Source organism: Sphingomonas sp. AC449 (genome assembly GCF_979253475.1).
Window position 1 is genome coordinate 133,611 of the sequence record NZ_CEEDCZ010000004.1, and the last position, 18,361, is coordinate 151,971.

Here is an 18,361-nt window from a genome sequence, read left to right on the forward strand (position 1 = left end):
TTCTCTCCTTCGATTACTTGGCCTTGGCCGCAAGCGGCGTCACCGGAACCACCGGCAGCCCCGCGACCGAAGCCGCGCTCACGACCTCGACCGGCAACCCCAGGCTGTCAAGCTGCGGCTTGACCGTCTTGGCATCGCCGACGACCACCCAGGTGAATTTCTTCACGTCGATCACCCCCGCGATCGCGGTGTTCAGCTGCGGCAGCGTCAGCGCGCCGTAGCGTCGCGTGATCGTCGCGTAATAATCGTCGGGACGCTTGAACAAATCATTCTGCTGCATCGCGCCGAGCACCGCGCCCGACGTCTCGAAGCTGCCGGGCAGCGCGCGAATCCCGCCGTCGATCGCCAGCCCGAACTCGGTCTGCGTCATCGGCTTGGTCGTCACGAACTGCGTCACGTCCTGTTGCAGCGCGGTGATCGACGGGCCGGTCTTGTCCGCCTGCACCCCCGCGGTGATGCCGTAGGGCGCATCGAACGCCCCCGTCTGGAACCGCCCGCCCGCACCGTAGGACCAGTGCTTCTCCTCGCGCAGGTCCATGTTGATCCGGCTCAGGAAACTGCCGCCCAGCGCATCGTTCGCGGTGTTGAACACCAGCATGTCGTCGCTGCCCTTCAACCCGGTCCGCTGGCCCGCGAGGATCAGCGACTGCGGGCTGTCGGGCCGGTCGACGAGCACGATCTTCGGCGTCACCGGGGTGCGCGTCGTCGGGAAGCTCTTGACCCCCGCCGGCCCCTGCGCCTTCCAGTCGCCAAAGCCGCGGTCGAGCACCGCCCGGACCTCGGCGAGCGGCCGGTCGCTGACGACGAAGATCTTCGCCTTGTCGGGGCGCAGCCATGCCTGCTGAAACGCGACCAGATCCGCGCGCGTCAGCGCGGCGACCGCCTTCGGATCACCGCCACCCATCGCCTTGCCGTAGGGGGTATCGCCGTTGATCAGCTTGCCGATCACGCGGTTGCCAAGCCCCTGCGGACTGGTCAGCTCCTGCTGGATGCCGGCCAGCTGCTGGTTGCGGACCCGGCCGACCTCTTCCTCGGCAAAGGCCGGGTTGCGCGCGATATCCGCGAACAGCGCGACCGCGGGCGTCAGGTTGGCGCTCGGCACGCTCATCGACAGCGTCGTCAGGTCGAGCGAGGTGCTCGTCCCGATCCACGCACCCAGCCGCTCGCGCGCCTCGGCGAGCGCGATCCCGTCGAGCGTCCGCGTCCCCTCGTCCATCACGCTCAGCGTCAGCTGCTGCGTGCCGAGCTTGTCCGCGACATCGGCGGCATAGCCCGCGTCGAAGCTCAGCACCGCCTGCGTCATCGGCACCGCGCCGCGACGCGCATAGATTAGCTCGATCCCGTTCGACAGCCGCGCACGCTCCACCGCGGGAAAGGTGAGTCCCGTCAGCGTGCCGACCGCGGGGATACCGCCGGCGCGCGTGCCCTTGACCGGCGTCTCGGCCGCGGGCTTCACCGCGACCGCGGGCGGCACGACCGCCTCCTCATATTTGTCGCGCTCGCCGTCGACGACGGTCAGTGTGTAGGCGGGGCGCGTGAGCCAGCGGGTCGCCGCGGCCTTGACGCTTGCAGGCGTCTGCGCCGCGATCGCCGCCAGCTCTGTCTTGTAGTGGCCGGGGTCGTTCGCATAGAGCGCGCCGCCCGCCAGCGCGACCGCCTTGCCGCCGAACCCGCCGACCGATTCATAGCCGCGGATCCGGCCCGCGACCGCCTGCGTCTGGACGCGCTGGATCTCGTCCGCGGTCGGCCCGGTCTTCAGGAAATCGGCGAGGATCTCGTCGAGCCGCTTCGACACGACCGCGGGATCGACGCCCGGCCGCACGATCGCGCGGATCGTGAACATGCCAATCTGCGCCATGTCGCTATAGCCCGCGGACACGTTGACCGCGAGCTTCTCCTTGCGGACCAGCGCATTGTCGAGCCGCGACGAGGCGAGCCCACCCAGCACCGTACCGCCGACATATAGCGGTGCGGCATCGGCATCGAGCATCCCCGGCACCGCCCAGTTCTTGCTGATCATCACCGCCGCGACGCGGTCCTTCATCACCTCGTTCACCGGCGCGGCGAGCGTCGGCACGGTGACGGTCGGCAGGACCGACTTGGGGCCCGCCTTGATATCGCCGAAATATTTCTCGACCAGCGGCTTCGCGGTCGCGGCATCGACGTCGCCCGCGAGCACCAGCACCGCGTTGTTCGGGCCGTAATGCGAGCGGAACCACTCCTTCACATCGGCGAGGCTGGCACGATCGAGATCCGCCATCGACCCGATCGGGGTGTGGCCATAGGGCGTGTCCGCGGGGAACAGCCCGCCGAACAGCTTGTACTGGACGAGGCCGTAGGGCTGGTTGTCGCCCTGGCGCTTCTCGTTCTGGACGACGCCGCGCTGCTCGTCGAGCACGCCTTGCGTGATCGCGCCGGTCAGATGCCCCATCCGGTCGCTTTCGAGGAACAGCGCACGCTCGAGCGCGGCGGCGGGCACCGTCTCGAAATAATTGGTCCGGTCGAACGAGGTCGTGCCGTTGAAATCGGTCGCGCCGACCTGTTTCAGCGGCGCGAAGAAATCGCCCGGCGCATTCTCGCTGCCGTTGAACATCAGATGCTCGAACAGATGCGCAAAGCCCGTGCGCCCCTTGGGCTCGTGCTTCGACCCGACATCGTACCAGACCGACACCGCGACGACGGGCGCCTTGCGGTCGGTGTGCACGATCACGCGGAGCCCGTTCGTCAGCGTGAACTGCTGGTACGGAATGTCGACCGCCTGGACGAGCGTCGCGACCGGCGCAGGCCTCGCGCCCTGCCCGGTCGGCGCCGCGGCGGTCTGCGCATGTCCCGGCGCGATCAGCGCGGCGGTGGCGACCCCCGCAAGAGCGAAGAGCTTGAACGACATCACTAAATCCCCCGGGGTACGATCACTGTCCTATGAAGCTATAACACTGGCCCCCACGCCGCAAGCCGACGTGATTCATGTTGCGCCCAGAATGGATCGAGCACGCGGGGGCACGCGTCCCGCGTGATGCTAGCGGAGCAGCCCCGCGGCGCGCAGTGCGCCGTCGATCATGTCGCCAATCTGCGACCCGCCGCTCCGGGAGGCCGTCGGCGGCCTGACGGGACCCCCTGCACGCGCTGACGCCGTTGCCGGCGCAGGCCGCGCGTTGGTCGGGCGGGCCGCGGGCTGGCCGGCAATGCCGAAGAATGCGGCGTTATGCCGTGTCGCGGAAATTCCGGCCTCGAGCATATGCGGACCGGCCTCGCCCAACCCGTCCGCACCCGTCGTGGCGAGCGGCGTGCCGTGCCCAAGCCCGCGGATCCGGTACTCCTCGACGACCACCTGCCCCTGCGCATCGCGCCACCGGCGGTGGATATGGTCCGCCGTCTGCTCGACCTCGTCGGGCGCCTGCGCGACGCCGTGGACGCCGCGCCACTGCGCAACGGCAGCATCCGCGTTCGCCGCGGCCACGGTGCCGTCGCCGTCGCCATGCCAGACCGATATCCGCGGTATGCGCATCGTCGCGGGCGACGCGCCATCGACGAGCGCGGCGAGGGCCGCCGAATCCGGCAGGCCGCGTCCCCGCATCCGGTCGAGCGCCTGCGACATCGACGTCGCGGTCCCATAGGGCAGGCCGGCGATGATCGCCCCCGCCGCGAACAGCTCGGGATAGGTCGCGAGCATCACCGACGCCATCGCCCCGCCCGCGGACAGGCCGGTGACATAGATGCGATCGGGATCGATCGGGCAGTCGCGGACCATCGTCGCGATCATCGACCGGATCGACTGCGCCTCGCCACCGCCGCGCCGAATGTCCTCCGCGGCGAACCAGTTGAAGCAGAGATTGCCGTTATTGCTCCGTTGCTGCTCGGGATACAGCACCGCGAAGCCCTGGTCTTCGGCGAGCTCCGACCACCCCGACCCGCGATCATAGCCTGCCGCAGTCTGCGTGCAGCCATGCAGCACCACGACGAGCGGCATCCGCGTCCCCGCCGCAGCCTCAGGGACGAAGGACAGTGCGCGCAGCGCGCCGGGGTTCGCACCGAAATCCTCGAGCGCCTGGAGGCGGCCGTTATCGGCTGCCGTCTGGTCGCCATAGCCCATGCTCGCGGCGCCCATGGTCGCAGCACGCTGCGCCTGCGCGAGCCGCGCCAATGTGTCCGAAAGCCCAGCCATCGCAATTCCCGTCATGTGGCCACACACCGAACGCCGATCAGGCGTTCGAATGGTGCACTGCAACATATCTTGGGCCGGGCCCTGCCATGCACAAGGGGAAATCGCGCGACCGCGCTACTCGAACGTCAGCTGTTCGCCCGCGCAAAAGCCGCCGCATCGGCGACCTGCGCCGCGCTCGGCGTCACGCCGGTATAAAGGATAAACTGCTCCAGCGCCTGGATGATCGCCACCTCGGTCCCCGTGATGCACCGCTTTCCGGCCGCCGCAGCTTCGCGCAGCAGCGGCGTCTCGGGGGGATACTGGACCACGTCGAACGCGATCTCGCTCGCCGCGATCATTGCCGCGGGAAAGGCCATGACCGCCTCGTCCGCGCCGGTCATGCCCATCGGCGTGACGTTGATCAGCATCGTCGCGTCCATGCCGTCGTCAAGGTCGGCGGACCAGGCAAAGCCGTACAGATCGGCCAGTCCCCGTCCCGCTGCGGCGTTCCGCGCGACGATCGTCCCGTGCGCGAAACCCGCATCGCGCAGCGCCGCAGCCACCGCCTTTGCCATGCCACCCGACCCGCGCAGCACGAACCGCGTCGCCGGATCGATGTCCGCGATCAACGCAGCGACCGCGGCATAGTCGGTATTGTGCCCCGTCAGCACGCCGTCGTCGTTGACGATCGTGTTGACGCTGTCGATCGCCGATGCCGAGGGTGCCAGCCCGTCGAGCATCGCGATCACCGCCTCCTTGAACGGCATCGATATCGCACAGCCCCTGATGTCGAGCGCGCGGATCCCGCCGACCGCCCCGGCAAGGTCGCGCGTCGAAAACGCCTTGTAGACATAGTCGAGCCCGGTCAGCGCATAGAGGCGGTTGTGAAACCGCGACCCGAAATTGCCGGGCCGCGCCGACAGCGACATGCACAGGCGGGTATCGCGCCCGATCGGCGGCTGAGCGGGCATCGGCGTCGAGGTCTGATCGATCATCCGCGAAGACTAGGGCGGCGACGCGCCGAGGTCGAGGTTCGATACCGCGTGCCGATTCAAAAGGGGCTGGGTGGAACCAGCGTCGGCCACGCCGCGTAGAGCCCGCGATGCGCGTCGTGACCCTTGCCCAACCCGATGATTTCGACGGCTGGCGCGACGCGGCTCGGGGTCTGATGGCCGACGACGTGCCGCCCGACGACGTCGTCTGGCAGGTCGGCGACGCCCCCGCGGATCTGTTCGGCACGCTTGCGCCGGATCCCCCCACCGCGAGCGCCGATCGCTCCACGCCCGGCTTCTCGGTCCCGCGCGCATTTATCGACCTTGCCCGCAGCGTCATCCTCGGCAGCGATCCGGAGCGGTTCGCGCTGCTCTACACGCTGCTCGCGCGCCTGCGCCGCGAGCCGAAGCTCATCGAGGATCGCGCCGACCCGCTCGTCCGCCGTCTCGACCGGATCGCCAAGGACGTCCGCCGCGACATCCACAAGATGCGCGCCTTCCTGCGGTTTCGGGAAATCGAGGAAGACGGCACGGCGCGCTTCGTCGCGTGGTTCGAGCCCGATCACCACATCGTCCGCGCGAACGCCGCGTTCTTCGTCAACCGTTTCGCCAGCATGCGCTGGTCGATCCTCACGCCCGAGGTCTCGATCCACTGGGACGGCAAGGCGCTCAGCGAAGGCCCGGGCGCCATCAAGGGCGACGCACCCGACGGCGATCCGACCGAGGAGGTGTGGAAGACCTATTATGCCAGCACCTTCAACCCGGCGCGCGTCAAGGTCGGCGCGATGCTCAAGGAAATGCCCCGCAAATACTGGAAGAACATGCCTGAAACCGATCTCGTCCCCGGCATGATCGCGACCGCGCAGGCGCGCGAAAGCGGCATGATCGCCAAGGCGCGCGACACGGTCGGCGGCAACAGCCTGATCGCGTGGGAGGCGCTGCGTGACGAGGCGGCGGGGTGCACGCGCTGCCCGCTCTACAAGCCGGCAACGCAGACCGTGTTCGGCGAGGGGCCGATCGACGCGCCGCTGATGTTCGTGGGCGAGCAGCCGGGCGACCAGGAGGATCTTGCCGGTCGGCCGTTCGTCGGGCCCGCCGGCCAGATGTTCGATCGCGCGATGGCCGATGCCGGGCTCGACCGCAGCCGCGCCTACGTCACCAACGCGGTCAAGCACTTCAAGTTCGAACAACGCGGCAAGCGGCGTATTCACGCAAAGCCCGGCGCAGGCGAGATCGAGGCGTGCCGCTGGTGGATCGAACAGGAACAGATGCTCGTCGCGCCGAAGATAACGGTCGCGCTGGGCGCCACCGCGGCGCGCTCGCTGTTCGGCAAGGTCATGACGATCGGCAAGGAACGCGGTCGTGCGCTCCAGCTGCCGGGTGGTGGCGAGGCCTGGATCACGGTTCATCCGAGCTACCTCCTGCGTCTGCCCGACAAGGTGCAGGCCGAGGAGGAATATGCGCGCTTCGTCGAGGACCTGCGCATGGCCGGCGCACGGCTGGCCTAGCGTAAAGCCCGGGCGCCTCGCCTTTTCGCCGAAGCGCAGGACCGATTGCCCCTTCCCTTCGCGCGCCGCATCGCGCAGATCGCCGACCCATGTTCGAAAAGATCCTGGCCGTACTGGCCACCTTCACGATCTGGGTGATCTCGTCCGGCGGTTATGTCGGTATCGCGATCCTCATGGCGATCGAAAGCGCGTGCATCCCGCTTCCATCCGAGATCATCATGCCGTTCGCCGGCTATCTCGTGTCGACCGGACGGTTCGACCTGTATCTCGCCGCGACCGCGGGCGCGATCGGGTGCAACCTCGGCTCGATCGTCGCCTATGAAGTCGGCAAGCGCGGCGGCCGGCCGATGGCCGAGCGCTGGGGTCGCTATGTCCTGATCGGCCCGGGTGAACTGGATACGGCGGACCGGTTCTTCGCGCGCTGGGGCAGCATGGCGGTGCTGATCGGGCGTCTGCTCCCCGTCATCCGATCGTTCATCGCCTTTCCGGCGGGTGTCGCGCGGATGAAGCTCGTGCCCTTCCACCTCTACACCTTCATCGGCTCATGGCCGTGGTGCTTCGGGCTGGCCTGGGTCGGCATGAAGCTCGGCGACAAATGGGACAGCGACCCCCGCGTGAAGGACGCCTTCCACAGCGCGGACCTGCTGATCGGCATCGTCCTTATCGCGCTGGTCGGATTCTACATCTGGCACCGCGTCCGCGGGCTCAAGCCCAGGGGCTGACCGCCTCCGCCCGTCTTACCGAAGGGATTTTACGGAAGGACGGGCACCTCGGCCGCGCGCTCCTTGTTCTCGCGACGCGCCTCGCGGACGCGCTGCCCAAAGCATCCCGTCGCGCCGCCGGCGCCGACGGTCGAGCAGCTGCCGATGCTGTTCACGCCGACACCCGTGCCCATCGTCCCCTGCGCCTTGGCCGCCCAGCTTTCGTTCTGCGGCGTCACCGCGAACTCGCGAAGCTCCTTGGGAACGCGGTACTGCTCCTGCGCGCTGCGGCGGACGCAGATCACGATCTCCTCGCCCTGCGCATTGGTCGGGCAGCGTTCGTTGCCAAACAGCGTCAGCACGCCGTTGATGGGCGCGCTGCGCGACACCTCGCCGGGGGCAGACGCGGGCTTGGGCGCCGCGGCACCGGGCTTGGCAGGCACCGCCGCGCCCGGCGTCGCGGTCTGCGCCGCCACCGGGCTGGTGGCCAATATCGCCACCGCCAATATCATCCTCATACGCATCACTCCCACAATCCGTATCCTGTCGCCGTCTCATCGACGGTCGTCTCTGGCCCTATGCTGAACGCAGCAGGCGCGCAGTCGGGTCAGATCCGCTTCGCCGTCGCGATCGCCACCTTGCAACCCGCGCGGATCAGCGCGCTCAACACCGGATAGCCCGGCGTCTCCTCGGCACCGGCCGCGATCGCGGTCGCCTTGTGCTCGAGCTCCTCGGCCTGAAAATCGAGGATCGCGGCAGTCAGTTCGGGATCGCTGTCCCCCAGCGCGACGACCTGTTCCTCGTAATGCTTGTCGATCTCGGTCTCGACCGCCGCGGTGCACGCCATCGCCGCCTTCGGACCGATCGCTGCCGTCACCGCCCCCAGCGCAAACCCAGCGACCTTCCAGATCGGCTGCAGCACCGTCGGCCGCACGCCGCGCTCGACGATCATCCGGTCGAAGAACGCGCGATGGCGTTCCTCCTGCTGCGCCATGTGATGGATCGATCGCGCGGCGGGATGGCGATCGCCAAGCACCGCGAGTTGCCCCGCATAGATACGGATCGCACCATATTCGCCCGCCTGGTCGACGCGGACCATCGCGCTGCTCGGATGCTTGCGGTCGCCGGGCTTCCAGCGCGTGCCCAGCGTCGGTGCGCCCTGCGTCGGGACGGCGTGCGTGGGTGCGGCCTGGGTCATCGTGTCTTCCTCATGAGGAGCAAGATGGTGATCGCGCCGCCCAGCGAAAAGATGGCGTTGAACCCGGCGAGCGAAATCCCCGCCAGCGTCCACTGCGCCGCGTCGCAGCGGACCATCGGTGCGTTCATGATCGCAGCGAGCCGCTCGGCGGGCGTCGTCCCCGCCATCGACACGGTCGTGGTGCAGGCGGTGATGCCGTTCCACCAATGATATTCGACGCCCGCGTGGAACAGCCCGATCGCCCCGCTGATCCCGATCAGCAGCGCGGCCACGATCACCAGCGATGCGCGCAACGACCGCTGCGGCACGAGGAACGACGCGCCCGCGATCAGGACGGCGGCATAATGCGGCCACCGCTGCCAATGACACATCTCGCACGGATAGAGCCCGCCAAGGAACTGCGATCCCAGCGCGCCGAGCAGAAGCAGCAGCGGCAGCGTGAACGCGATCGACCGGGCGATCTCCTCGTTCTTGGTCATCCCCAGCCCGCGACGTACGCTCACTTGACGGGCGCCTTGGTCGCTGCGGCGACCTGTGCCGCGCCGCCCAGCCGCGCGACGGTCTTCAGCGCGTAATAGAGCTGGAAGTCCTCGATCCCCTGCTTCTTGAGCGCCTCGGGCGTCGCCGAGAAGCGCGGATCGTCCTTGGTATCCTCCTCGAGCACCGCGTTGTCGGCCTTGACCTCGTTGATCAGGTGACGGCGAAGATCGGCCTCGCGGAAGACCGGGCGCGCCTTGTGGTCGGGATCGCTGATCTGCGGGACCCTGATGTCGGGCTCGATCCCGCCCTCCTGCACCGACCGGCCCGACGGCGTGAAATAGCGCGCCGTGGTCAGCCGCAACGCGGTCTCCGGCCCGAGCTGGAGCACGGTCTGCACCGATCCCTTGCCGAACGTCCGCTCGCCCATGATCAGCGCGCGGTGATGATCCTGCAACGCGCCCGCGACGATCTCCGACGCCGACGCGGTCCCGGGATCGGTCAGCACGACGATCGGCAGGCCATGCGCATCGTCGCCGGGCTTGGCGTAATAGCGCTCGATATCGGTCTTCTCGCGACCGCGCTGCGAGACGATCTCGCCGTGGTCGAGGAATGCGTCGCTCACCGCGATCGCCTGCGTCAGCAGCCCGCCGCCATTCTGGCGAAGGTCGACGACATAGCCGAGCGGACGATGCCCGAGCGACTTGTCGATCGCCATGATCGCCGCACGTGTGTCGGCGCCGGTATTCTCGCTGAAGGTGTTGATGTTGATATAGCCGACGTCGCCGCGGACTTCCCACTTCACCGGCTTCTGGACGATGATCTCACGCACCATCGACACGTCGAGGGGCTTGTCGCGGCCCGGGCGGACGAGTCCCAGCGTGATCTTGCTGCCGGGCTTGCCGCGCATCTGCGCGACCGCCACGTCGAGCGAATCGCCATAGATCAGCTTGCCGTCGATATGCGTGATATAGTCCCCGGACTTCACCCCCGCGCGTGCCGCGGGCGAGTCTTCCTGCGGCGTGACGACCTTGATCGCGCCGTCCTCCATCTGCACCGTCAGGCCGAGGCCGCCATAATTGCCTTCGGTCATGATCCGCAGATTCTCGTAGTCTAGCGCATCGACATAGCTCGAATGCGGATCGAGGCTGGCGAGCATCCCCTGGATCGCGCCCTTGATCAGTGTCTTGTCATCGACCTTGTCGACATAATCCGCCTTCACGCGATTGAACACGTCGAGAAACTGATCGAACTCGCGGTAGGTCGCGGTGTCGACCGCGGCCATCGCCGAGGCTGCGAGTGGCACCAGTGTGAGAGCGCCGAGGATGGCGGTAGCGGAAAGGATCGGACGGGGCATCTAAGGTCCTGAAACCGGGGGAAGCGACGATGTAGCGGGTTAACGGGTCGGGAGCAAAGCCATGCTGACCTTTGCGATCCACATCCGCCACGGCGCGGCCGCTCTTGGTGCGTGGCCCGGTCGCGCGCCGCGCGACGACGACCCGCTAGCCGATCAGCGCGGCGGCGTCGACGGCGCGTCCCTGGCGGCGCAGCTCAACCGTGACCCTTGGCTCGCTGCGTTGTGCAATCCCGATCGGCGCGCCCATCGCGACGCGTACCCCCGGCTTGAGCGGCGTGGCCGACAGCCCGGTGACCAGGCTCGACCAGCCCGCACCATGATCAACGATCACGATCGTGCCATAGCTGCGGAACCGCCCGGCATAGCGGACCAGCCCCGCCGCGGGTGCGACGACGCGCGCACGCGGCCCGACCGCGAAGGTCAGCCCGCGTGATCGGACGCCGGCCGCCGACACCTCGTCGAAACCCGTCACCAACTGGCCGCGGACCGGCACGCGATAGATGCCGTGCGCGGCGGCCGGGGCGACGCTGCCGGGTGCGACCGGGCGCGGCGACGGCCCGGGCAGCGCCGCGAGCTCGCGTGCGGTCGCCTCGGCGAGGTCCGCCACCGCCATTCCGTCGACCAGATCGCGTGCCCGCTCGCCCATCGCCAGCGCACGATCCGACTCACTGATCGCAGTCCGCCCGAACGCCTGGCTGCGGGCGCGGTGATCCGCCTCCAGCGTCGCGAGCGCGGACCGGTTCGCTTCCAGCCGCGCACGCCCCTCGCGGAGCGCGGTCGCCGCAAGGACCGCCCCCGCCTGCAATCGCCGCGTCCGGTCCAGCGCGGCGCGGACGCCCTGGGTCTGCGCCCGGACCACGGGCAGCGCGGTGCCCAGTACCGCACGGACATGGACGAGATCGTCGACCGACCCGCGCTGCGCGACCGCGACGATCGTCGGACGTCGCGCGAGCGCCTGAAGCGCGGCGAGCAATCGCGCGATCGGCGTCTGCGCCGCCCCCAGCGCCGCGCGCTGATCCGTCAGCAATCGGTCGATGATCGTCACGCGAAGACGCGCGGCCTCGATATCTGCCTGCGCTGCGACGACCTTGGCGGCCAGCGCGCGCTGGCGCGCATTGATGCGGTCCGCCTGGCGGCGCTCGCGCGCGGCCGCCGCCGTCAGAGCATCCGCCCGCGCCGCCGCCAGGATCGCGGTACGCTTCGCCTCGCTCAGCTGCCGGCGGGCCTCGGACAGCCGATCGCGCGGCGCGCCCGCGCCCTCGCGCGCGATCGACGCGGTGGCACCGGCGAACAGCGACAGCAGGATGATGACGTGCGTCGCCCGCATCGTCACCCCTCGCGGTGATAGGGGTGATTGGCCAGGATGCTGGTCGCGCGGAACAGCTGCTCGGCCAGCATCGCGCGGGCTAGGAGATGCGGCCACGTCGCGCGTCCGAACGAGAACAGCAGATCCGCCTCGGATCGCGCGGCGTCGTCGAAGCCGTCGGCGGCCCCGATCATGAACCGCGCCTCGCGCACGCCGTCGTCGCGCCACCGCCCGAGCCTGTGCGCAAACGCGGTCGAGGACAGCGTTTCACCCTTCTCGTCGAGCAGGATGCGCTTCGTCTGCTCACCGACGACCGGGATCCGGCCGCCGGTATCGGGCAGTTCGCTGACCTTGGTCGGCCAGACGATCCGCTTCAGATACCGGTCGACCAGCTCGGCCTCGGGTGACCGCCCGATCCGGCCGCGGGCGACGATGTGGAGCAGCATGATACGCCCTCCGGCCGTCGCGCCGGATCAGTCTTCGTCGGTGAAGGTCGGCATCGCAGGCGGCGTCGGCGCATCGCCGAACGCCCACATCCGCTCCAGATTGTAGAAGCTGCGAACTTCGGGGCGGAACAGGTGCACGATGATGTCGGTCGCGTCGATCAGCACCCAGTCGGCGGTCGGCAGGCCTTCGATCTTTACCGGGCGCTTGAACTCGGCCTTGATCCGCTCGGCCAGCTTCTGCGCCATCGAGGCGACCTGGCGGGTCGAGCGACCGCTGGCGATCACCATGTAATCGGCGATGCTGGTCTTGCCCGCGAGCGGGATCGAGATCGTCTCGACCGCCTGGTCGTCGTCGAGCGACGCGAGGATCAGGCGATGCAGCGCCTCAACCTCTTCGGGGTCGGTCGCGCGAGGGGCAGTAGGGGAAGTGGCCAAGTCAGCTCCTAAGATTACCGGCCCGGCGACATGCTGGAACGGTCGGGCGGTCCGGCAACGTGCCGAAACCACAGGGGGTTTTCGGCGCGCAGGCCGGTTGCGGAGGTCGGGTCGGGTCGGAAGCGCAACAGCACAAGGGCCGGCAATCTCCACGTCGTCCAGCTCTTCGCATGGTCTGTGCGCCGTTGGAAGCGCCGCAGCCAACCCATCGCGGGGGCCGCGAGGGCACGCCCGTCATATCCCGGACGCGCAATTACCGCAATCGGAACCTCGCGCGCGATCTGGCGCCAGTTTTTCCACCGATGGAACTCCGCCAGATTGTCCGCGCCCATCAGCCAGATGAAGCGATTCTTCGGATGCCGTCGCTTCAGCTTGCGGATCGTGTCGAGCGTGTAGCGCGTGTGCAGCCGCGCCTCGATGTCGGTCGCGCGGATCGGCGCACGCCGCGCCATCGCGCGCGCAGACGCCAGCCGCGCGGGCAACGGCGCCATGTCGCGCGCGGCATCCTTCAGCGGATTGCCGGGCGAGACGAGCCACCACGCTGCGTCGAGCGCGAGCGCATCGATCGCCGCCAGCGTGATCGCGCGGTGCCCGCGGTGCGCGGGATTGAACGACCCGCCGAGAATGCCGATGCGCGTCATCGCGTCATCCGCGGACCTGCCCCGTGCCGCGCCCGATCCACTTGTACGTCGTCAGCCCCTCGAGCGCGACCGGACCCCGTGCATGCAGCCGGCCGGTGGCGATGCCGATCTCCGCGCCCAGTCCGAATTCGCCGCCATCGGCGAACTGCGTCGACGCGTTCCACAGGACGATCGCGCTGTCGACGCTGGCCAGGAAGCGCTCGGCGACGGCGGCATCCTCCGCGACGATCGCGTCGGTATGATGCGATCCGTGCCGCGCGATATGCGCGACCGCGCCGTCGAGCCCGTCGACGATCGCAACCGAGGCGACCGCGTCGAGATATTCGGTATCCCAGTCCGCCGCGGTCGCCGGCGCGATTCCCGGGACCAGCGCGCACGCGGCCGCGTCGCCGCGCACGACGCACCCCGTCTCTGCCAGCCGCCCGATCAGCGCCGCTCCCGCCGCATAGTCGCGATCGATCAGCAGCGTTTCCATCGCGCCGCAAATCCCCGTGCGGCGCATCTTGGCATCGACCACGATCGCCGCCGCCATGTCTGGCGCCGCGGACGCGTCGACATAGACATGGTTGATCCCGTCGAGATGCGCGAGCACCGGCACGCGCGCCTCCGCCTGGACGCGCGCGACAAGGCTCTTGCCGCCACGCGGGATGATCAGGTCGATCACCCCGTCCGCCTTCAGCATCGCCCCCACCGCCGCGCGGTCGGTGGTCGGTACCAGCTGCACCGCATCGCCGGGCACCCCGCCCGCCGCGAGTCCGGCGATCAGCGCCGCATGGATCGCACGGTTGCTGTCGACGGCTTCGGACCCCCCGCGCAGGATCGCGGCGTTCCCCGCCATCACGCACAGCGCAGCGGCGTCCGCGGTGACGTTGGGGCGGCTTTCATAGACGATGCCGATCACACCGATCGGGACGCGCACGCGCGACAGCGCCAGCCCGTTCGGACGCTCGCGCGAATCGATCAGCTGCCCGACCGGATCCGCCAGCGCCGCGACCGCGGCGACCCCGTCCGCCATCGCCGCGATCCGCGCCTCGTCGAGCCGCAGCCGGTCGAGCATCGCCCCCGACAATCCGGCCGCTCGCGCGCGCGCCATGTCGCGCATGTTCGCCGCGAGGATCGCGGTCGACTCCGCCCGGATCGCCGCAGCCGCCTGTTCGAGCGCGCCTGCCTTTGTCGCCGTCGGCATCCCCGCCAGCGACACCGCGGCAGCGCGTCCGCGCGCGCCCATATCGGCGATCAGGGTGGCGGAGGTCTCGGTGGCGCGCGGGTCGGTCATGCCCCCCGACTATCATGGCAAATCGACTCGCGCCAACGTCCGGGGTGCGTTACGCTCACGATATGACCGGGGACATGGGGGCAGCGGCGGACATCGCCACAGGGGCATTGGTCGGGCGCGCGTTCGAGCCGCGGGCGGGCGAATCGACATCTGCGCACGGGACTCACGCGGCGGATGCGCTCTGCCTCAACTGCGGCACGACGCTGGTCGGCGCGCACTGCCATGCCTGCGGACAGGGCGCGCACGTCCACCGCTCGCTCGGCGCGATCGGCCATGAGATCGCGCACGGCGTGTTTCATTTCGAGGGCAAGATCTGGCGCACCTTGCCGCTGCTCATCCTGCATCCCGGCACGCTCACGCGGCGCTACGTCAATGGCGAGCGCGCGCGGTTCGTCTCGCCGCTCGCGCTGTTCCTGTTCACGGTCTTCCTCATGTTCGCGACGATCGGCCTGGTCGGCGGCGAGATGGCGGACCAGATCGGCACCCCGACCGCACAGAACCGCGCCGCGCTCGAGCGCGAATCGGCAAAGGCACGCGTCGAACTCGCGCGCGTCGAGCGCGAGCGTGCGGTCGCGGTCCGCGCGGGCGAGCCGACCACCGATCTCGATACGCAGGCCACCGTCCTGCGCGGCACGATCCGCGCGCTGGCTGCCGCGCGCGGGGCCAAGTCGGACTCCGACGATTTCACCTTCACCGACATAAAGATCGGATGGACCCGGCTCGATCACGGCATCGCCAAGGCGAACGCCAATCCCGGTCTGATGATCTACAAGCTGCAGTCGAGCGCCTATAAATACAGCTGGGGGCTGATCCCGCTGTCCGTGCCGTTCATGGCGCTGCTGTTCCTCTGGCGACGCAAGCACCACCTCTACGACCACGCGATCTTCGTGACCTATTCGCTGGCGTTCATGATGCTGCTCGCGATCGTGCTGATGCTCGGCGGGCTGGCGGGGCTGGCGAGCGGGTGGATCGTGATGGCGGCGCTGCTCGTCCCACCCGTCCACATGTTCGCGCAACTTCGCGGCGCCTATGCGCTCGGCAAGGTCTCGGCGGGATGGCGCACGGTCGCGCTGCTGACCTTCGCCTTCACCGTGCTGATCGCGTTCGTTGTGCTGCTGCTGCTCCACGGCCTGACGGACTGATCCGCGCGCGGGCACGATCAGCACAGCCCCGCCCAAACCACCCCCGTCATCCCAGCGAACGCTGGGATCTCCCCGAGCGGCCACGCCACCCACCAAACGGAAAGACCCCAGCTTCCGCTGGGATGACGACATCGGGTGGCTTGCCTGGCATCCGCTATAGGCCGCGAGCCCCGCTCACCACCTCACCGACACGGATACAGATTCGCCAGCACCCGCGCATAGCCGTCCTTCAACGGCCGCTTCTGATAGCTCGCGGGCAGATCGGACAGCCCGTCGAGCATATCCATGATCCCGACCGACTCCCCCTCGGGCACGCAAGCGATCGGCGGCTTGCCTGCCGCGGCGCGCGCGGCGCGTTCGGCCTTCAACTGAGTCGTCGCGGCCTTGGCCTCGGCCTTCAGCGCGGGAAAGTCGGGCGACATCAGCGCCATCGGCCCCTGATCGCGCAGCGCATTGGCGCGTGCGAGGAACGTCCCGACGGTCATCGCCGCGGACGCGGGCATCGCCATCCCGCCGGCCAGCAATGCGGCGATCACGGCCTTCGAAAGCACATACGACATGGGCGGCCTTTCCTTGCGAAAAGACCGCCCATGCAAGCGTTTAACTGACTAACCGCTGAACCGGATCAGGCGCCCAGCGGGGTCGGCGTGCCAAACGGTCCGTTCGGACGCCGCGTCTTCGGGATCGAGGTACCCGCACGCGGGACGGTCGACGCCTTCGCACCGGGATCCGGCCGGTCGAGATCCTCGCCCGCGATCAGCTTCTTGATCTCGTCACCCGTCAGAGTCTCGAACTCGAGCAGCGCGCCCGCGACCGTGTGGAGCTGGTCGACATGATCGCTCAGCACCTGCTTGGCACGATCGAGACCGCCCTCGACGATCCGCTTGATCTCGTCGTCGATCAGCTGCGCGGTCTGATTCGACATCCGCGACGGACGGCTCGACGAATAGCCGAGGAACGATTCACCCTCCGGCTCACCATATTCGAGCGGCCCGACCTTGTCCGACATGCCCCAGCGCGTGACCATGTCGCGCGCCAGACCCGTGGCGTACTGGATGTCGCCGCTCGCGCCCGACGAGACCTTGTCGTAGCCGAAGATCACTTCCTCGGCGACGCGGCCACCCATCGACACCGCGAGGTTCGCGTACATCTTGTCGCGGTGATAGCTGTAGCTGTCCCGCTCGGGCAGACGCATGACCATGCCCAGCGCACGACCGCGCGGGATGATCGTCGCCTTGTGGATCGGATCCGATGCGGCCTCGTGCATCGCGACGACGGCATGGCCGGCCTCGTGATACGCGGTCATCCTTTTCTCGTCGTCTGTCATGACCATGCTGCGACGCTCGGCGCCCATCATGACCTTGTCCTTGGCCTCCTCGAACTCGGCCATCGCCACCAGGCGCTTGCCCTTGCGCGCCGCGTGCAGCGCCGCCTCGTTGACGAGGTTGGCGAGATCCGCACCCGAGAAGCCCGGCGTACCGCGTGCGATCACGCGTGCATCGACGTCGGGGGCGAGCGGCACCTTCTTCATGTGGACTTCGAGGATCTTGATGCGACCCTCGATATCCGGGCGCGGCACTGTGACCTGGCGATCGAAGCGGCCCGGACGCAGCAGCGCAGGATCGAGCACGTCGGGACGGTTGGTCGCGGCGATGATGATGATGCCTTCGTTCGCCTCGAAGCCGTCCATCTCGACCAGCAGCTGGTTCAACGTCTGCTCGCGCTCGTCATTGCCGTTGCCGAGGCCTGCACCACGATGGCGACCAACCGCATCGATTTCGTCGATGAAGACGATGCACGGCGCGGACTTCTTGGCCTGTTCGAACATGTCGCGCACGCGGCTTGCGCCGACGCCGACGAACATCTCGACAAAATCGGACCCCGAGATCGTGAAGAACGGCACGCCAGCCTCGCCGGCGATCGCGCGGGCGAGCAGCGTCTTGCCGGTACCCGGCGAGCCGACGAGCAACGCGCCCTTGGGGATCTTGCCGCCGAGGCGCGCAAACTTGGTCGGATCCTTCAGGAACTCGACGATCTCCTCGAGTTCCTCGCGGGCTTCGTCGATGCCCGCGACATCCTGGAAGGTGACCTTGCCTTCCTTCTGCGTCAGCATCTTCGCGCGGCTCTTGCCGAAGCCCATCGCGCCCGAGCCCGAATTCTTCTGCATCTGCTTGAGCACGAAGAACGCGATGCCGAGGAACAGCAGGAACGGCAGCGACTGGTAGAGCAGCATCGCCAGCATCGACGGCCCTTCCTCGGGCTTCGCACTGATCGCCACGCCCTTCTCGCGCAGCTTGGGGACGAGCGTCGCGTCCTGGATCGGGTAGGCGCGGAACTTCTCGCCGCTCGACAACGTCCCCGAGATGATATCCCGCGAGATGTTGACGTCCTTGACCGTGCCCTCGTCGACCTTGTCGAGGAAGGCGGAATAGGCGATCGTGTTGCCACCGCTCGATGCGGCGGTGCGACCGTCGAACATCGTCACGAACAACGCCAGCGCGGCGAGGATGCCCACCCAGATCAGCAGGCTCTTCATCCAGGGGCTGCCATTGTTGGGCCCTTGCGGCTTGTCGCCACGGTTATCGCCGCCATTGTTGTTGTCGTTCATGGGTGCCGGATACCTTTCGAGCCCACAAGATAAGCGCACGCGGGTTAATGGCAATGGAACAAGCCCCGACTTGGTAGCAATCACATGCCGGACCGTCCGAAAGACGGTGATTCCGGCTACCACGCGATCACGC

General features: G+C 68.4%; 17 protein-coding genes. 3 read left to right on the forward strand and 14 right to left on the reverse strand.

The features are described 5' to 3' along the window. Positions 1-13 precede the first annotated feature (13 nt). The 3 genes from AC0CH3_RS09305 to AC0CH3_RS09315 form a co-directional block, all read right to left on the reverse strand. Positions 14-2,887: a M16 family metallopeptidase gene (locus AC0CH3_RS09305; protein ID WP_354303300.1), complete on the reverse strand. Its 2,874-nt coding sequence runs from the start codon at positions 2,885-2,887 to the stop codon at positions 14-16. Between the two features lie 129 nt (positions 2,888-3,016). Further along, a complete protein-coding gene (locus AC0CH3_RS09310; protein WP_354303302.1) occupies positions 3,017-4,162 on the reverse strand; it encodes an extracellular catalytic domain type 1 short-chain-length polyhydroxyalkanoate depolymerase in 1,146 nt (381 codons plus the stop codon). Positions 4,163-4,287: 125 nt separating this feature from the next. Continuing rightward, positions 4,288-5,112 carry a shikimate 5-dehydrogenase gene (locus AC0CH3_RS09315; protein ID WP_354303573.1) on the reverse strand — a complete coding sequence of 275 codons (825 nt, stop codon included), beginning with the start codon at positions 5,110-5,112 and terminating at the stop codon, positions 4,288-4,290. 131 nt (positions 5,113-5,243) lie between these two features. On the opposite strand from AC0CH3_RS09315, the gene AC0CH3_RS09320 reads away from it, so the two are divergent. Then, positions 5,244-6,641: a UdgX family uracil-DNA binding protein gene (locus AC0CH3_RS09320; RefSeq protein WP_354303304.1), complete on the forward strand. Its 1,398-nt coding sequence runs from the start codon at positions 5,244-5,246 to the stop codon at positions 6,639-6,641. Between the two features lie 89 nt (positions 6,642-6,730). Continuing rightward, complete coding sequence (locus AC0CH3_RS09325; RefSeq protein WP_354303306.1) at positions 6,731-7,363, forward strand: DedA family protein; 633 nt, start codon at positions 6,731-6,733, stop codon at positions 7,361-7,363. A 29-nt stretch (positions 7,364-7,392) separates the two neighbouring features. Here the strand turns inward: AC0CH3_RS09325 and AC0CH3_RS09330 are convergent, their stop codons facing one another. The 9 genes from AC0CH3_RS09330 to AC0CH3_RS09370 all read right to left on the reverse strand — a co-directional run bounded on the left by AC0CH3_RS09330 (position 7,393) and on the right by AC0CH3_RS09370 (position 14,478). Next, positions 7,393-7,860, reverse strand: a complete 468-nt coding sequence (locus AC0CH3_RS09330) for a hypothetical protein (protein ID WP_056020056.1) — start codon at positions 7,858-7,860, stop codon at positions 7,393-7,395. 89 nt (positions 7,861-7,949) lie between these two features. Next, positions 7,950-8,441 (reverse strand): demethoxyubiquinone hydroxylase family protein, encoded by a 492-nt coding sequence (locus AC0CH3_RS09335; protein ID WP_333997029.1) that lies wholly within the window; start codon positions 8,439-8,441, stop codon positions 7,950-7,952. Positions 8,442-8,536: 95 nt separating this feature from the next. Further along, positions 8,537-9,019 (reverse strand): disulfide bond formation protein B, encoded by a 483-nt coding sequence (locus tag AC0CH3_RS09340; RefSeq protein WP_333997028.1) that lies wholly within the window; start codon positions 9,017-9,019, stop codon positions 8,537-8,539. A gap of 20 nt (positions 9,020-9,039) precedes the next feature. After that, positions 9,040-10,374: a S41 family peptidase gene (locus AC0CH3_RS09345; protein ID WP_056020049.1), complete on the reverse strand. Its 1,335-nt coding sequence runs from the start codon at positions 10,372-10,374 to the stop codon at positions 9,040-9,042. 145 nt (positions 10,375-10,519) lie between these two features. Then, the gene (locus AC0CH3_RS09350; protein WP_354303308.1) at positions 10,520-11,701 is read right to left on the reverse strand and encodes a murein hydrolase activator EnvC family protein; all 1,182 of its coding nucleotides are present in this window, start codon (positions 11,699-11,701) and stop codon (positions 10,520-10,522) included. A 2-nt stretch (positions 11,702-11,703) separates the two neighbouring features. Next, positions 11,704-12,126, reverse strand: a complete 423-nt coding sequence (locus AC0CH3_RS09355) for a 23S rRNA (pseudouridine(1915)-N(3))-methyltransferase RlmH (RefSeq protein ID WP_354303310.1) — start codon at positions 12,124-12,126, stop codon at positions 11,704-11,706. 27 nt (positions 12,127-12,153) lie between these two features. Then, entirely contained in the window at positions 12,154-12,561 is a 408-nt protein-coding gene (rsfS, locus tag AC0CH3_RS09360; protein WP_055873704.1) for a ribosome silencing factor, read from the reverse strand. Positions 12,562-12,575: 14 nt separating this feature from the next. Next, a complete protein-coding gene (locus AC0CH3_RS09365; RefSeq protein ID WP_056020041.1) occupies positions 12,576-13,202 on the reverse strand; it encodes a nicotinate-nucleotide adenylyltransferase in 627 nt (208 codons plus the stop codon). 4 nt (positions 13,203-13,206) lie between these two features. Beyond that, a complete protein-coding gene (locus tag AC0CH3_RS09370; protein WP_354303313.1) occupies positions 13,207-14,478 on the reverse strand; it encodes a glutamate-5-semialdehyde dehydrogenase in 1,272 nt (423 codons plus the stop codon). A gap of 62 nt (positions 14,479-14,540) precedes the next feature. Between AC0CH3_RS09370 and AC0CH3_RS09375 the strand changes: the two genes are divergently transcribed. Further along, positions 14,541-15,620, forward strand: a complete 1,080-nt coding sequence (locus AC0CH3_RS09375; RefSeq protein ID WP_354303315.1) for a DUF3667 domain-containing protein — start codon at positions 14,541-14,543, stop codon at positions 15,618-15,620. 182 nt (positions 15,621-15,802) lie between these two features. Here the strand turns inward: AC0CH3_RS09375 and AC0CH3_RS09380 are convergent, their stop codons facing one another. Continuing rightward, complete coding sequence (locus AC0CH3_RS09380; RefSeq protein WP_354303317.1) at positions 15,803-16,180, reverse strand: hypothetical protein; 378 nt, start codon at positions 16,178-16,180, stop codon at positions 15,803-15,805. Between the two features lie 65 nt (positions 16,181-16,245). Beyond that, positions 16,246-18,228 carry an ATP-dependent zinc metalloprotease FtsH gene (gene ftsH, locus AC0CH3_RS09385; RefSeq protein WP_056020032.1) on the reverse strand — a complete coding sequence of 661 codons (1,983 nt, stop codon included), beginning with the start codon at positions 18,226-18,228 and terminating at the stop codon, positions 16,246-16,248. Positions 18,229-18,361 lie beyond the last annotated feature (133 nt).

Coding starts and splice junctions, on each gene's coding strand:
- AC0CH3_RS09345 (WP_056020049.1), bottom strand. CDS start 10,374: ATGCCCCGTCCGATCCTTTCCGCTACCGCCATCCTCGGCGCTCTCACA.
- AC0CH3_RS09310 (WP_354303302.1), bottom strand. CDS start 4,162: ATGGCTGGGCTTTCGGACACATTGGCGCGGCTCGCGCAGGCGCAGCGT.
- AC0CH3_RS09380 (WP_354303317.1), bottom strand. CDS start 16,180: ATGTCGTATGTGCTTTCGAAGGCCGTGATCGCCGCATTGCTGGCCGGC.
- AC0CH3_RS09350 (WP_354303308.1), bottom strand. CDS start 11,701: ATGCGGGCGACGCACGTCATCATCCTGCTGTCGCTGTTCGCCGGTGCC.
- AC0CH3_RS09335 (WP_333997029.1), bottom strand. CDS start 8,441: ATGGTCCGCGTCGACCAGGCGGGCGAATATGGTGCGATCCGTATCTAT.
- AC0CH3_RS09325 (WP_354303306.1), top strand. CDS start 6,731: ATGTTCGAAAAGATCCTGGCCGTACTGGCCACCTTCACGATCTGGGTG.
- AC0CH3_RS09315 (WP_354303573.1), bottom strand. CDS start 5,112: ATGCCCGCTCAGCCGCCGATCGGGCGCGATACCCGCCTGTGCATGTCG.
- AC0CH3_RS09330 (WP_056020056.1), bottom strand. CDS start 7,860: ATGAGGATGATATTGGCGGTGGCGATATTGGCCACCAGCCCGGTGGCG.
- AC0CH3_RS09320 (WP_354303304.1), top strand. CDS start 5,244: ATGCGCGTCGTGACCCTTGCCCAACCCGATGATTTCGACGGCTGGCGC.
- AC0CH3_RS09365 (WP_056020041.1), bottom strand. CDS start 13,202: ATGACGCGCATCGGCATTCTCGGCGGGTCGTTCAATCCCGCGCACCGC.
- AC0CH3_RS09305 (WP_354303300.1), bottom strand. CDS start 2,887: ATGTCGTTCAAGCTCTTCGCTCTTGCGGGGGTCGCCACCGCCGCGCTG.
- ftsH (WP_056020032.1), bottom strand. CDS start 18,228: ATGAACGACAACAACAATGGCGGCGATAACCGTGGCGACAAGCCGCAA.
- AC0CH3_RS09370 (WP_354303313.1), bottom strand. CDS start 14,478: ATGACCGACCCGCGCGCCACCGAGACCTCCGCCACCCTGATCGCCGAT.
- AC0CH3_RS09340 (WP_333997028.1), bottom strand. CDS start 9,019: ATGACCAAGAACGAGGAGATCGCCCGGTCGATCGCGTTCACGCTGCCG.
- AC0CH3_RS09355 (WP_354303310.1), bottom strand. CDS start 12,126: ATGCTGCTCCACATCGTCGCCCGCGGCCGGATCGGGCGGTCACCCGAG.
- AC0CH3_RS09375 (WP_354303315.1), top strand. CDS start 14,541: ATGACCGGGGACATGGGGGCAGCGGCGGACATCGCCACAGGGGCATTG.